Below are 13,653 nucleotides of genomic sequence, written 5' to 3'. Positions count from 1 at the left end.
TTTATTAAGTACTTTCGATTAAATTTGGAGTTAGGTAATGACAAAGATTCTTATTGTTGGTGGCGTTGCTGGTGGAGCATCAGCCGCAGCACGTGCTCGTCGCTTGAGTGAAGATGCAGAAATCATCATGTTCGAAAGAGGAAGTTTCGTCTCGTTCGCCAATTGCGGCTTGCCATACCACATAGGTGGCGACATTAAGGATAGAAGTAAGCTCCTCTTGCAAACTCCAGAAAGCTTCTTAGCTCGATTTAACGTTGATGTTCGTGTTATGAACGAAGTCATATCCATTGATCGACACAACAAGCAGGTTACTGTTAAGAACCTATTAGATAATAGCGAGTATACTGAAAGCTACGACTTCTTGCTCCTTAGCCCAGGCGCAGGCCCTATCGTACCGCCAATCCCTGGTATTGATAACCCACTAACCCATTCGCTGCGTAACATCCCAGACATGGATCGTATCATTCAAACGATCCAGATGAACAAGCCAGAGCACGCAACGGTTGTCGGTGGTGGATTCATCGGTCTAGAAATGATGGAAGCCTTCCACCAATTGGGAATTAAAACCACGCTAATTGAGATGGCGGATCAGGTGATGACACCTGTCGACCGTGAAATGGCGGGCTTTGCTCACGCTGAAATTCGTCAAAAAGGTATTGACCTTAAACTAGGCGTTGCTCTTCAAGCTATCGAGTACGTGCCGAACGAGCATATAGCCAGCATCGGCTCTGGTGAAGATACCGAACACCTGCATATTGAAGGTGAACTAAATCTTACTCTAAGCAATGGTGAGTCACTAACTACTGACATCTTAATCATGGCTATCGGTGTGCGCCCTGAGACTAAGTTGGCAAAAGAAGCAGGGCTTCAAATTGGTGAACTAGGTGGTATCTACACCAATGAAATGATGCAGACCAGCGATCCTAGCATTTACGCTGTGGGTGATGCGGTCGAAGAAAAAGACTTTGTCACAGGTGCACAAACTTTGGTGCCGCTTGCTGGCCCTGCTAACCGTCAAGGTCGCATGGCTGCCGACAACATGCTTGGACGCAGTGAAACCTATCAAGGTACACAAGGCACCGCTATCTGTAAGATATTTGACCTCGCGGTTGCTTCAACGGGCAAAAACGAGAAACAACTTAAACGTGATGGTGTTGAGTACGAAAAGGTCTACGTTCATACCGCTAGCCATGCTAGTTACTACCCTGGTGCCGAGATTGTATCATTCAAGATGTTGTTCGATCCTAAAACAGGCAAGATCTTTGGTGCGCAAGCGGTAGGTAAAGATGGTGTCGACAAACGCATTGATGTGATGGCGGTTGCCCAACGTGCGGGTATGACTGTTGAACAACTCCAACACTTAGAACTCACTTACGCGCCGCCGTATGGCAGTGCCAAAGATGTAATCAACCAAGCGGCATTTGTAGCAAACAACATCATTAAGGGTGACGCCACTCCGATTCACTTCGATGAAATGGATTCACTGACAGACGAGCAAGTTCTTCTTGATGTACGTAATCCTGGCGAGCTTGAAAATGTTGGCTTTATCAAAGATGCGATCAACATTCCTGTAGACCAATTGCGTCACCGTATGGACGAGCTACCAAAAGACAAAGAGATCGTTATCTATTGTCAAGTTGGGTTACGCGGTAACGTTGCATACCGTCAGTTAGTTAATAACGGCTTCAAGGCCCGTAACCTGATTGGCGGTTATCGCACTTACAAGTTCGCCAGCGCTTAAGTTAAGCTAAACACTGCACTTTTCCTTTAGAGCACTCTATGTGCTCTTTTTTTGATTGTAACAATCAGTCAGTCTCTTGATGCGCACATCTCCAAGAAAATGGTGTAGCAAATGGATATTTGAGCCTAGATTTTAAACGCCACAATGGGCGAAATGTTGTGAGAATCAAAGCTATCTGCATAGTCACTAGGCTAGGCATACTAGTTATAGGCTAAAGGCTAGCCATATCTGACATCGCTGTTCTGCAAGCTAAGCAACACAACAACACAAACTCGAAACATTCGCCAACGGTGGAAATATGAACTCTTACGTTTCTTTCTGCCATTAAAATACCCCACTCTAACTCTATATATTGCTCCTCAACCCTTGAGCTAACATTTGTTAGCGCATCTATGTAACTTGACTAAATTAATTTACTTTGCATTAAGTTAAACCCCACAAACAACCATTTTCATGAAATGGCTTTTCTAACATAAGTATATTCCACTTTGTTAATTGCTCATATTTACTGATGAATTTTTGTGTGTAACCAACATAAAACAAAAAATCAATTAATCTACCAGAAAATAATATATATGTCAGTTGATTAGTGTCAATAATAACCTTAACATATATACATGGTCATAAATAAACACCCCAACCGCTCTTTAGAAATTTAAATAAACATCACACTCATTTAGTACGGGCCGATACTTAACAATAAGGTCATCGCACTCAATAAATATCATGCAACAAGCCAGTACTGATATTTTCTCGTTCCTCGAAAATCCCAGTTGCTTGCTCTGCGAGGCGTCCTCGGCTACGCCTGTGGTGCTCGAACCTTACGGTTCTGCGCTAAAAGCCCTACCAAAAATAATAATAAAGGTTACAAAAATGATTAAACTAACTTTCGAAGAGCTTATAGCTCGACTCAGCAAAAAAGAACTTGAACAAATGCGAACTGACACTTTTCAAAGTGAAGAAATGAGTAATACAGAAAAGCTCGAACGCATACAACTAATAGAAATCGCAATTAAAAAACGCTCCAAGCGTGGTCGACCTACAAAAAGCAAAGAACAGAAGCAGACAAAAAAGATTACTGCGAATGTGACCCAAGCTGAGCAGAAGCTATTGAGAGAAAAAGCAAAGCGCCTCGGCTACAAGCATATAAGCGACTACTTAAGGCACATCTGCTTCAATTTAACTCCGCAACTTAGAGTAAAAGAGACAAGTCTGCCCAATACCGCTTCTGAACAGTTCTTTTCAGACACCATGAGTGAGGTCGTCAGCCTTCTTCAGTACTCGTTAATGCAAGAGAAGCTAAATAACGAAGAAGTGATGAACATTTTCAACTTTCTGCAAGACATTCAAAATGTCGTCACAGAACATCGTCAGCAGCGAATTGGAGAGTTCGATGAACAGACAGCTATCGTTATCGCAAATCAGTTCCTTAGCGCAGAGCAGCTCCAGGAGCTCGCTGATAACAAAGCACTAAATGACGAGCTATCAATTCAATAAAAACCGTAAGCTACTACAACTAAAGCAAACTTGATTTGCAAGCAAATCAAAAGCAAGTCGAGTTTTCCTTTCCTACTCCATTTACCACCAAAAATAATAATAAAGGTAACTAAGATGATCAGAGTAAGATTCAAAAACGTGCCCAAGGATAATGGCGCAACCCAGAAGGGCGAAGACCGCGCTAGTTATATTGCTGGCACAACTAAAGACCTCGACCAGCTTGACGGCTTAAACAGGGCAAACTATGTAGCTGGCAAAACAAAAGACCACAACGACCATGACCCGCTTTGCTCAAAGACGGAGTTCCTGACTTGCGGCAATATCGCCTCTCCACTGCCAACCTTAATGACCCCCTTCCTCCCCCATCATCAAATGGATTGGTCGCAAATTGGTAGAGAGATTGGCTCCGTTAAAAGCATGAAGGGCTTAGTAAAAGACCCTGTACATGAAATGATTAGCCTTCGCGAAGGCGAACACCTAACGCGCAAACAGTGGCTTGAGCTTGTCAGAAACTACGTTAAACAGATGGGGCTGAGCGGTGCCAAATACATCTCGTTCATCCATAGGGACACTAAAAAAGAGCACTGTCATCTCGTGTTTAGCGGCGTTGATGCCATCAGCAAAAAAGTCATCAATCATTGGCAAGATCAGAAGACGGCCACCAAGTTGATGAGAAAGTATGAGAAGAAATACAGCCTTGAAGCAGTGGCAAACCCAGGCGACAAACTGTACCAAGATGCCACCGAAAACTATACCGACAAAAAGAAATCTGGAAAGAGCAAGCACGCAAGGGCAACCAGCGATAAAGCAAGGATTGCACGAGCCATCGACAACGTCATTGACCAGAATCATAAGCTGGACTACAAACCAACCCTGCTTGAGTTTTTAGAACAGCTAGAGCTCGCGGGAGTCGCATCAAGCCTCAGCTACAAGAAGCTTGGCGACAAACACCCAGCAGGCATTAGCTTCCGACTTTCTAGGAACGCGAAAAAGAGCCTATCTACCAATAATGGCACTAACAGTGGCAAGGATGACACTAAGACTGCCAAGAATGGCATTAACGCTGCCAAATACATCCCAGGTAGCAAAATGGGTCACGGCGGCGTGTACAAGTTTAGTTCACTGCTAGAGACAGGATGTTTTGCTCTTAACGATAAAGAGGCTTCCGTGGTTCGCCAGATGAACATTAAAGAAAGTGCAAGGAAGTTTGGCATAAGTCCCGACCCAGACGTTCAGCTTGGCTTTAATCAACCCATCGAGGATAACGCCTATTGCAACGTCGTGTGCCGCTACAAGCTCAAGGATGAAGCCAGGGTCAAAGCAGCCATCAATGCCGTCAGCCTGCCTGTCTACGAGAGACTGTTTAACCAATCTGGTGAGAAAGACTTCCTGAGGTTCAACCCCAAGCTTCGCGCCTTCGTTATTCGTGTAAAAGCAACCAAGCGCCGCTGGCATAAGTTTGAGTACAACCAGCAATGGTCAAGCAACAAAAAGATGACTAAGGGCGAGTTCAACGCTCTAGTTAATAAGCGTATGGCAGAAATGCTCATTGAATTCATAGAAAAGATACTACAAATGTTCGGCATTGTTGGAGTGGAAATGGACACGCATGCGGGCGACTATCAGAAGCAGGATGATTTCAAGCTTAAGCACAATGCGCAGCCTCAGATACTCCATGAGGACGATTTGGAAAATATACTGAGCCGTATTGGTGGCGGTGACATCGACGCCCTTACCAAAAACCATGACTTGAGTTCAAGCCTCTCCCTCTAACTCCAGCCACCTGCGGGTGGCTTTTCTTTTGCCATCAACTCATCATAAGTTATTGATTTAAATTGAAGTATAATTAACTTAGAGCCTTTCTTCTATTTGCATAAATAATATTAGCCATTATATTTGATATTCCGAAAAACATGCTATTTTATTTTCCCAGTCTGACATTAATTAATTTTCATACATATTTGGACTCCCAATCTATAATCAATAATTAAATTTAATCAACCAAACATATTTCTCTGCACGTTTTTCCAATATTCAAAAATCCTTAAATATTATTTTCCAATAAAATAGAATATCAATTAATATTATTTTGTCAGATTGTTAAGTATTTTATTGACGCATTTTTGAATACATGTGAATATATACACACACTAATTAATAATAATAATAAACGGTGAAAGTATGAATATCGAAGAGCGTATTCTAGCCACAAAACAAAAAATAGAAGCATCCCAAAGTAAGAAGGAAGATACAATAAGGATTACCTACGACAAGGTGTTTCCTTCCGTCAAAACAATTGAAGAGATATCGGCCAGGGATAAAAAGAGAACAACTTTGCATGTACGCGCAAAGGTTAATGGCGGCAAAAGCAACTCGATCATCAAGATTAAGCTTCATAAGCTAATTACTGCTCCAACCAGCAAAAAAGAAGTGATTGATAAGTACGCAACTGAGTACTTTTTGCATGAGCACATGTATCTCAAAACTGACTACTTTGAGAAGCTGAAGCCGCTTTGCGAGCTTGCTGTTTTGCACAACCAACTGGCAGCACAAAAGTTCGATAGGCGCAGAGAGAGGTTTGAGCACAGCGATGGCAACATCATTTACAGCAGCGCCAAACCAATACACGACCTTTGCGAGTGGATTGGAGAAATTGAAGAGAGGGGTGTTGCAGAGCTGAGGGCCGACGAGGCGCAGGACATCCAGCAGGCGGCTGCTAGGCTTGAATCCATTCTCACCAATCTAGGGTACGAGTCAAACAGCTTTAACACAGAAAAATACAAGAACGACCAAATCGCTGAAAAGATTAACAATAAGTACGGAATTATAAATAGAAGAAATAGAGACAGCGCAGGAAAGACTAAGGAGCAGAAGCAAGCCGAACTTGATCGAGATAGGGCAGCTCGATTTGGAAACTGCGATGAGAGTCTGCTTGAGCCGATTCCAAGCACAGCGACGAAAAGCAATGTATCCCCATGCCGCCAAGCTTACGAGCTAAAATGTGGAAGACCAGTAAAAGAGCCTGAGTCGAAAGCAAGGAGGCAAAAGAAGTAACCTCGCCCCCTTCGCCAGCGGCGGCACAGAATTGAAAACAAACACGGAGGGCCATCGGCCCTCTTCCTTGTCAGAGCTTAAGGCTTAACGCTTCCATATAGGGCATCATTACATTAGTCATTCGGTAACGTTTAGCGCATTCCCAAAGCCGTTCTTGATTCAGCCTGTTGGCCCGCTTCGCTTCTGCAAGAGCCTCAATGGCAACGTCAATGCCAATTTTGTTGCGGAACTTAAAGCAATCAATGATTGTTCGCTCGATATCTGTAACTAGCACAGGAACACCATCAATCTGTGTGGATATAACCCCAAAATCTTCAGTCTCTCGACTGCGAATGATTCGAATGCTTGGGTATTTAATGCTTGGTGCCCTATCGCCTTTTTTAATGCATAGCCATACTTGGAAAGGAGCTTGGGTAGTAAGATTGTGGTATCTGAGAGCGGACAAAAGGCAAATAATCCCATTCTTCACTCTAGCACTAACCACTGCGAAAGACTGCATTTCTGACTCTTCTCGACCAATATATCCATACAGCCCTCTTTGCAGTTTTTCCAAATGTCCTTTTTCCACTGCGCGACCAAGAGCTGCACGCGTTATGCCAAATTTTGTGGCATCGGATGTGGTAAATATTGATAGTTCTTTAAGCTTATCTAGGTGTGATGGTTTCATAAATAACGATACGTTTTGACATACTTTGTATTCATTGTAATTCAAAACGTATCTTTCATTCATCTGTCAATGTTGGGTTTAGTCAGAAATCACAGTTAAGAGACATCAATGTTCGACTATTTAACCTACAGCACCAGTTAAGTATCTCGCTAACGCCAATAGTAATTTGACTGAATCACTGGAGCTCGCCATCAAAGCGCTAGATTAGATTTTGCTGAGATATTGGGCAAACAATTCACACACACTTGCCAAAATGACTTTTCCACACCAAAATAACACTGTCTATTTATACAGTGTTATTTATGAAAGTTATTCCAATTAGCGCACATGCTGGCATCACTGGATTTGAGTCTCCAGCTACCGAGTACACTCAACTCTCTTTAGATCTAGATGAACTGCTAGTAGAGCATCCCAGTGCAACCTTTATTGGGCGTGCATGTGGTGACTCTATGCAAGGCCTTGGCATATTTGATCAAGATTTGCTGATCGTTGATCGACATGTGGATGTGAAACATAACGACGTTATCGTTGCGAACCTTAATGGTGAATTCATATGTAAGCAGATTGATATCCATCGCAAGCTGCTACTGTCAGCAAACAATAAATACCAACCAACCCTGATTACGGAATGTGATTCCTTCTCTTTAGAAGGTGTGGTCATCCGATCGATACGTTGTCACAGACCAAGTCACCTGCTGAGAACAAAATAATGTATGCCTTAGTAGATGCGAACTCATTTTATTGTAGCGCTGAACAAGTCTTTCGCCCTGATTGGCGCGGTAAACCCATCGTTGTTCTCTCCAACAACGACGGGTGCGTGGTGGCTGCAAATCGACAGGCCAAAGAAGCGGGCATTGAAAAGTTCAAACCATTCTTCCAAGTTAAAGCGCTTTGTGAGCAGAAAGGCGTAATCGCCCTATCTTCCAATTATGAGTTATACGCCGACCTATCCTCTAAAATGATGCAAGTAATTGGGCGGTACGCCCCAGAGCAGCACATCTACAGTATTGATGAATCGTTCCTATCATTCGAACGCTGTTACCCTGCCATTCCGTGCCTAAATACGCACGGAATGAAGCTGAGACGAGCTGTATGGCGAGAATGTCGCTTACCCGTTTGCGTCGGCTTTGGCCCAACTCTTACACTAGCAAAAATCGCTAATCATGCCGCCAAGAAAATACAAGGATATAACGGGGTCTGTGTACTCGATAGCGAACAAGAGCGTAGAACCATACTGTCTAAGCTCAGTGCAGGTGACGTCTGGGGCATTGGTAAAAAGATTCAAGCTCGATTGAAGTTTATGGGCATCAATACAGCTCTAGAACTCGCTGACTATCCACCAGCGCTCGTTCGTAAAGAGTTTAACGTCGAAATCGAACGCACTATCCGTGAACTTAACGGCCAACCATGCAAAGCTTGGGATCAATCGCGGGCCGACAAAAAACAAATTTACTCTACAAGGAGTGCTGGTGAGCGCATTACCGACTTAGAATCATTACGCCAGGCTTTGGCAAAGCATGCGAATATAGCCTCTTCAAAGGCGCGTCAGCAAAACAGTCTGTGTAAAGTGATGTTATGCTTCGCCAATAGCTCCCCCTACGATGAGAAGGCTGTAACGCGTAGAGCGATACATAGGTTTGCCTACCCTACTTCAGATGTCACACAGATCACCAAAGCTGCCACTTTACTCGCAGAAGAACTATTTTGTGAAGATGTTCGCTTTTACAAAATTGGCGTCGGATTGTTGGATTTAACTGATGGGAAGAACGAGCAGTCAGATCTATTTAACCCCATGCCCAACGACCCAAAACTCATGTCTGTTTATGATTCGTTGAACCAACGCTATGGTTCTGACACCTTATTCCTAGGAGCACAAGGAATAGGGCAGAAATGGGGCATGCGGCGTGAGATGCTAACGCCCCACTACACAACTAAGTGGCAAGACTTGCCAGTCATCAAGTGCGGGTAGAGTCATAGTTAATGCTCTGGGGATTTAAATGCTTTGCCTATACTACCTAGCTATCGTGTCTAGCTCGGGACTGGCTCATTATGTTCTAGAACATTAGCCGACTGTAAATGCTGATTAGCGATACATTTTCTAATATCTTTACGCATGGCGAACTACAAATTTCCAGGCCAACTTTCCCAGTTAGGGTAGGCTTTAGAAGGGGCTTGAGGAATATGAATTTGTAGTTCGTGCCCATTAATTAATGCGTAGAAATCCGCGTATTCTTGCTCGTTTTTGAGTTTGCTCATCAGCAAGAAGCTAACAAAGCTGAGTTCTGGTAAGAGTGAATTGCTTAAAGAATCTTTTCGCGTGACAAGCGATGACAAGTTTTCTAGGCACGTTTCAATATAATCCGTACTGAAATCGCTTGTATTCGGCTTTGTCAAGTTGTCGTAAAAGCCGTTTAGTTGCCAATCATCATAGTCTTTGATTGGATCTTTCGGAAAGTGAATAGCTAATCCATCGTCTTTCACTGCATCTAGAAATTCAAGGTATGCTTCGTAAGTGCCAAGTTCAGCTTCGTTTAAAAACTTCACAAACCTTCCCTTGAGCATGATCAAGTCTTTCTCAAGTTCGTTAGTAGAAAGTAAGGACTCAAAAATATCGAGCTTTGAAACGATATCTTCAGGATATTCCTCATCAAACTCTTCTTCATCTTTAGTCTCACTATATTTCGCTCGCTCTAATATCTCTTTCCAAGTAACGCCGTAGATATGTTCAGGTGCTTCAGGCATATCAAGTGAGATTACAGCTCCCCAAAGGTTTTCATCAAACCATTCTACATAATCTTTTTGAGATTCAATTTCTCGCTCAACGCAAACTTCAATGAACTCACTAAATGAACAGTAGTCTCGCTCATCCATAGAATCTGGCATTTGATTCACAGAGAGTTCTTGTGACTCCCTCCAGATATCGCTCCAGTCTTTTTTGTAAAAAACTGTCGGTTTATCAGGTAAGAGATAATTCTTCAGATTTTCGTAGTGTTCTTCCAACCAAGATTCGTATTGCAATAATGACTGAATATTTTGAAAGTTTACGACCTGTAGAAACTTAGAGTAACTGCACTTTTCTTCTATGTGGTCGTCTTCTGTATCTTCATGTTTGATGTTGTCATGAGCTAAGAGGCCGCCACCTGTTCTATTTGCGATCAGCTGCCCCAAAGTTTCTTCATAGCAATCAACCTCAAGAGCAAGTATTGACTGCGACTCTTCATCTAATTCATCAAACCGAACTAGACCAAAGCCAATTCGATCTAACATGTTATTGAACTTTTGATCTGCCTCAGCAAGATATACTGGATCCCAATTGAAGCCATTTCGAAATTCGTGAATTAAATCTTTCTTGTATCTTCTTAATAAGCGTTCTTTAACAGTGAAAAATCGGTCATTGAATAGCGGAAGCAGATCGTTGCTGAGGATTGAATTACATTCCATGCATGACACAACAAGGATGAAATCGATATCTTTTCTTGTGGAATAAAGTTGAGCGGTTGTAAGCGCAGGTACATGGTCGACAGATAGGTCGACATCAGTGCCACAGTATTGGCAGATATCAGCTTCAATAACAGGGTATTTCTTTGTGTAGAGTTGATGATAAATGGCATGTGCTTGTTTTCGATCCATTTTTTAACCGCTCCAGTGATAATGAACACTCGACTAAGCGAGTTATCATACTATTAGTTAATTCATGCTTTTCTAAATTAGAAAAGACGCAACTCAGAATTATCCACTTCCGAGCTACAGCTCCAGTAAGCACGGCCACGTAGCTCTCACTGCTTACTACCTTTAGTCACGAGTCTAAACTCCAAACCAGATTGCTTCGATTGACGTGTCGAGTAACGGTTAGGGAACTTGTCGAAAAAGTCAGACAGCTTCTTCAGGCCATAATTACGCGGATCAAAGTCAGGTTTCAAACGTTTGAGGTACTGTCCTACTTCACCTAGTTTGGCCCAGCCAGATTCATCACGGTAGTTTTGCCATGCGCGGTGCATCAGTTGCCAAATTTCTTTCTCTACGCCATTGATTTGCGTGGATTGTTGAGGTGGTTGCGGGGACTCTTCCTGTGGCTTATCCCCGTTGAGGTTTTCAATGGCGACAAAGTCATCACAAGCATTTTTAAACGAAGCGGGTGTCATTGCCTTACCGACCCCTATCACAAACATTTCAGACTCTCTCAGCCTTGTTGCAAGGCTAGTGAAATCACTATCACTTGAGATTAGAGCAAATGCATCAAATCGTTGGCTATAAAGAAGATCCATCGCATCAATGATCATGAGAGCGTCAGTCGAGTTCTTACCCGTTGTGTATGCAAACTGCTGCTTCGCTTGAATAGCAAGCTCATTGAGGGGCTGTTTCCAGTTTTTGAGTTGCTCAGTTGAGAAATCTCCGTATGCACGTTTGACGATTATTTGGCCGTAGCGTGATAGCTCTTCGATGATAGAGCTCAATTTAGAATGTGGCGTGTTCTCTGAATCAATAAGAACAGCAATTTTACGACTTCCCATGTACCGTTTCCTTTTTCTATTCATAGGAATAGTATCCAAGTCATCACTCAAATGCCACTGCATGCGTATGAGGTTAAATGAAAATTGAAAGAACAGGAATCCCATGGGCTAACGCCCATGAATCTATCGAGTTATTCAAAGCGGCAGCTTTGGGTAAAGAAAAGGCCACTTTAACTCTTTTGTATATAAATAGAGAAAGTGGCCTATAGATAGAGAAATGTTACTAGCGCTCTTAAGTTCATCAGCTAGGTTGTTTTCGCTGTTCTCATATTGAACTATGACAACCGAAAGACAAGTATATGCCTCTCGGCTTTCGACTCACTACTCTCCCATTTTCCACATCAGCGTCTTCTTCGCTAATTTATGCGGAACTTTCTGCATCCATCGACTCATTTGGGCTTCACCATTTGAATAGCTTCTTAGTTGTTTTTTCACAGCATTCATTAGATCTCGAGACAACCCTGCTGGCATTGTTATTGAGCGTAACCCCCTCAAAACGTTGGTAGAAGAGTCAACAATATGGATTTCAATACAATATCTTGATTCTGGTGTAGTCAGTTCTTCCATCGTCATGTCTGGGATCAACCTCGCGTCAAAAGGGCTATCAAGTGTCGCTACCTTCGTCTTGCCATCTCGGAACTGCCAAAGCAACAAAATAGCGCCATCCTTTTCAAGTAGACCGCAATGCAACTCACCACGACGTAAGATGCTCTCTTCATATTGAGAGATATCAGGCATAGTAACTATCAGCCTGTTACCAGATGGTCGCATCAATTCTGCAATGGCACCTTGTCCGTGTACGGGAAGCTGAATTGGATAGCATTGACCTACCGACATCATATCTACTTCATTCATAATAGATTACCTTTATTTTTAATTATTAGTGGTGTGAAGAAGCCAGCCGCACTGCTTACATGCAGCGAGCTTCCAGTAATTTCTATGACTATTTGATTATCTTGACGTCAAACCGATCGTCTTGATGTATCTCAAGGATCGCTGAAGGTACTTGTAGACGAAGTACGGAGTCTTCGTTGAGGATAGTCGCCCAATTCTTATGCGAACCACCCGAAGTTGCATAACCAGATATGAGCGCAATATCACTATCAATACGAGCACCTGAATCACGCCCCAAAGCTCTACAAAGTGGCCGACCTAGGAACTCAATACCTTTACCGTATTCGCGAATTTCTTCGATTGCGTTAATCTCTACCGTGGTGGGTGCGCTATTGTAGATTTCGTCCAACTCTTCTACCTCGTCAGAGACAAAACCAGGAAATATCCATGCGTTTTGCTCTTTGTCCCATGTGCCACCTAACCAACGGCATTCCTCGACAAGAAGAGAGTTGTAATCTGACTTGAGCGACACTATACCCTGCTCTGCTTGAGCCTCCGCACTAACGCTAAGTTTATAAATTAAGTCGGTTCCGTACTTAGATCGTACAGAGATATCTTCTACTGCGAGGCAGTGTTCACCAAGCTCTAAGTTTTCAGAATTCGAATCAATAAGCAGTTTACATTTGTGTTTGCTTGCCGTTTCTGCGGCGAAATATTTGCGGTTTCTTTTTATTATATTGAGAATCATTATTTTTCCTTTTTATTTATTAATCATAGTGTTGCATTCCCCTTAGTTTTTGAATTGATGCCCTACGAATAGAGCTTTGTTAATTAATCCTGTATGTCAGGACAAACGATCCTTTGCGTATCACGAGTGATTTTGTAAGCAATTTGCTCCTTGTACTTCTCTAGATTGTGGATCTGGATATCTGCTGGAATCCCCGTATCACGACGAACGCCCACCAATTTCCAGCCTTTAGTGTTCCGAACTAAATCGACGAATGTGGCCTGTGGCACACCATTATAGGCACTAGCGACCTTGGTATAGACTGTAATACTAGCCTCGATACCTCGCTGATCATGCTTGTACAGTACGTCATCCAAAGTCTGTTGAAGCGTACTGACCTTCTCGTAAAAATTATCCAGTGATAACGTTCTGGCTCGTGACCTTGATTGCGCTTTCTCTAGCTCTTCCCTTACGTTACGGATCTCTGTATTTGATTTTTTTGTCATTGCAAAAAATCCTTTATATTGTTGTGATAGTTGTCTTTTTATTATTGTTTTTGCCTTCGACAGGAATAGTAACTCCAAAGAAATAGACACTTCAAGTCATTGATTTAATTGAAAAT

At 42.7% G+C, this 13,653-nt stretch carries 13 protein-coding genes; 7 read left to right on the top strand and 6 right to left on the bottom strand.

The window, feature by feature from the left end; genetic code table 11:
- The first annotated feature begins 37 nt into the window (after positions 1 to 37).
- The 4 genes from AB4493_RS08310 (at position 38) to AB4493_RS08295 (ending at position 6,292) form a co-directional block, all read left to right on the top strand.
- Positions 38 to 1,741, top strand: coding sequence for an FAD-dependent oxidoreductase (locus AB4493_RS08310; RefSeq protein WP_372154837.1), 1,704 nt, complete (start codon positions 38 to 40; stop codon positions 1,739 to 1,741).
- Positions 1,742 to 2,467: 726 nt separating this feature from the next.
- Positions 2,468 to 3,238, top strand: coding sequence for a plasmid mobilization protein (locus AB4493_RS08305; RefSeq protein ID WP_372154836.1), 771 nt, complete (start codon positions 2,468 to 2,470; stop codon positions 3,236 to 3,238).
- Between the two features lie 114 nt (positions 3,239 to 3,352).
- Positions 3,353 to 5,011, top strand: a complete 1,659-nt coding sequence (locus AB4493_RS08300) for a relaxase/mobilization nuclease domain-containing protein (RefSeq protein ID WP_372154835.1) — start codon at positions 3,353 to 3,355, stop codon at positions 5,009 to 5,011.
- A gap of 408 nt (positions 5,012 to 5,419) precedes the next feature.
- Positions 5,420 to 6,292, top strand: coding sequence for a hypothetical protein (locus AB4493_RS08295; protein ID WP_372154834.1), 873 nt, complete (start codon positions 5,420 to 5,422; stop codon positions 6,290 to 6,292).
- Between the two features lie 70 nt (positions 6,293 to 6,362).
- Here AB4493_RS08295 and AB4493_RS08290 read toward each other — a convergent pair whose 3' ends face one another.
- The gene (locus tag AB4493_RS08290) at positions 6,363 to 7,004 is read right to left on the bottom strand and encodes a type IV toxin-antitoxin system AbiEi family antitoxin domain-containing protein (protein ID WP_372154833.1); all 642 of its coding nucleotides are present in this window, start codon (positions 7,002 to 7,004) and stop codon (positions 6,363 to 6,365) included.
- A gap of 257 nt (positions 7,005 to 7,261) precedes the next feature.
- Between AB4493_RS08290 and AB4493_RS08285 the strand changes: the two genes are divergently transcribed.
- On the top strand, positions 7,262 to 7,669 hold the full coding sequence (locus tag AB4493_RS08285) for a LexA family transcriptional regulator (RefSeq protein ID WP_031812582.1): 408 nt from the start codon (positions 7,262 to 7,264) through the stop codon (positions 7,667 to 7,669).
- Positions 7,669 to 8,928, top strand: a complete 1,260-nt coding sequence (locus tag AB4493_RS08280; protein WP_372154831.1) for a Y-family DNA polymerase — start codon at positions 7,669 to 7,671, stop codon at positions 8,926 to 8,928. Before AB4493_RS08285 ends, AB4493_RS08280 begins: the two co-directional genes overlap by 1 nt.
- Before the next feature lie 152 nt (positions 8,929 to 9,080).
- Here AB4493_RS08280 and AB4493_RS08275 read toward each other — a convergent pair whose 3' ends face one another.
- On the bottom strand, positions 9,081 to 10,589 hold the full coding sequence (locus AB4493_RS08275) for a hypothetical protein (RefSeq protein ID WP_372154830.1): 1,509 nt from the start codon (positions 10,587 to 10,589) through the stop codon (positions 9,081 to 9,083).
- A gap of 146 nt (positions 10,590 to 10,735) precedes the next feature.
- Positions 10,736 to 11,470, bottom strand: coding sequence for an NYN domain-containing protein (locus AB4493_RS08270; protein ID WP_230768476.1), 735 nt, complete (start codon positions 11,468 to 11,470; stop codon positions 10,736 to 10,738).
- A 77-nt stretch (positions 11,471 to 11,547) separates the two neighbouring features.
- Here AB4493_RS08270 and AB4493_RS08265 point away from each other — a divergent pair, with 77 nt between their 5' ends.
- Complete coding sequence (locus AB4493_RS08265; protein WP_372128003.1) at positions 11,548 to 11,679, top strand: hypothetical protein; 132 nt, start codon at positions 11,548 to 11,550, stop codon at positions 11,677 to 11,679.
- A 112-nt stretch (positions 11,680 to 11,791) separates the two neighbouring features.
- On the opposite strand, the gene AB4493_RS08260 is transcribed toward AB4493_RS08265, so the two are convergent.
- From AB4493_RS08260 to AB4493_RS08250, 3 genes are all read right to left on the bottom strand, one after another.
- Positions 11,792 to 12,325, bottom strand: a complete 534-nt coding sequence (locus tag AB4493_RS08260; RefSeq protein ID WP_372154829.1) for a hypothetical protein — start codon at positions 12,323 to 12,325, stop codon at positions 11,792 to 11,794.
- Positions 12,326 to 12,413: 88 nt separating this feature from the next.
- Complete coding sequence (locus AB4493_RS08255) at positions 12,414 to 13,052, bottom strand: hypothetical protein (protein ID WP_372154827.1); 639 nt, start codon at positions 13,050 to 13,052, stop codon at positions 12,414 to 12,416.
- Between the two features lie 83 nt (positions 13,053 to 13,135).
- Positions 13,136 to 13,537, bottom strand: a complete 402-nt coding sequence (locus AB4493_RS08250; RefSeq protein ID WP_123924941.1) for a hypothetical protein — start codon at positions 13,535 to 13,537, stop codon at positions 13,136 to 13,138.
- Between the last annotated feature and the right edge of the window lie 116 nt (positions 13,538 to 13,653).

It is taken from the genome of Vibrio sp. 10N.222.55.A1 (genome assembly GCF_041473835.1).
In the GTDB taxonomy this organism is placed as follows: Bacteria; Pseudomonadota; Gammaproteobacteria; order Enterobacterales; family Vibrionaceae; genus Vibrio; species Vibrio crassostreae_C.
Note: the sequence above shows the minus strand (reverse complement) of the source record. Positions and strands in the feature narration are given on the sequence as shown.

Excerpts from the sequence above, each read along its gene's own strand:
- AB4493_RS08265 (WP_372128003.1), top strand. The coding sequence starts at position 11,548 with ATGAAAATTGAAAGAACAGGAATCCCATGGGCTAACGCCCATGAATCT.
- AB4493_RS08260 (WP_372154829.1), bottom strand. The coding sequence starts at position 12,325 with ATGAATGAAGTAGATATGATGTCGGTAGGTCAATGCTATCCAATTCAG.
- AB4493_RS08285 (WP_031812582.1), top strand. The coding sequence starts at position 7,262 with ATGAAAGTTATTCCAATTAGCGCACATGCTGGCATCACTGGATTTGAG.
- AB4493_RS08300 (WP_372154835.1), top strand. The coding sequence starts at position 3,353 with ATGATCAGAGTAAGATTCAAAAACGTGCCCAAGGATAATGGCGCAACC.
- AB4493_RS08250 (WP_123924941.1), bottom strand. The coding sequence starts at position 13,537 with ATGACAAAAAAATCAAATACAGAGATCCGTAACGTAAGGGAAGAGCTA.
- AB4493_RS08255 (WP_372154827.1), bottom strand. The coding sequence starts at position 13,052 with ATGATTCTCAATATAATAAAAAGAAACCGCAAATATTTCGCCGCAGAA.
- AB4493_RS08305 (WP_372154836.1), top strand. The coding sequence starts at position 2,468 with ATGCAACAAGCCAGTACTGATATTTTCTCGTTCCTCGAAAATCCCAGT.
- AB4493_RS08310 (WP_372154837.1), top strand. The coding sequence starts at position 38 with ATGACAAAGATTCTTATTGTTGGTGGCGTTGCTGGTGGAGCATCAGCC.
- AB4493_RS08280 (WP_372154831.1), top strand. The coding sequence starts at position 7,669 with ATGTATGCCTTAGTAGATGCGAACTCATTTTATTGTAGCGCTGAACAA.
- AB4493_RS08270 (WP_230768476.1), bottom strand. The coding sequence starts at position 11,470 with ATGGGAAGTCGTAAAATTGCTGTTCTTATTGATTCAGAGAACACGCCA.
- AB4493_RS08275 (WP_372154830.1), bottom strand. The coding sequence starts at position 10,589 with ATGGATCGAAAACAAGCACATGCCATTTATCATCAACTCTACACAAAG.
- AB4493_RS08295 (WP_372154834.1), top strand. The coding sequence starts at position 5,420 with ATGAATATCGAAGAGCGTATTCTAGCCACAAAACAAAAAATAGAAGCA.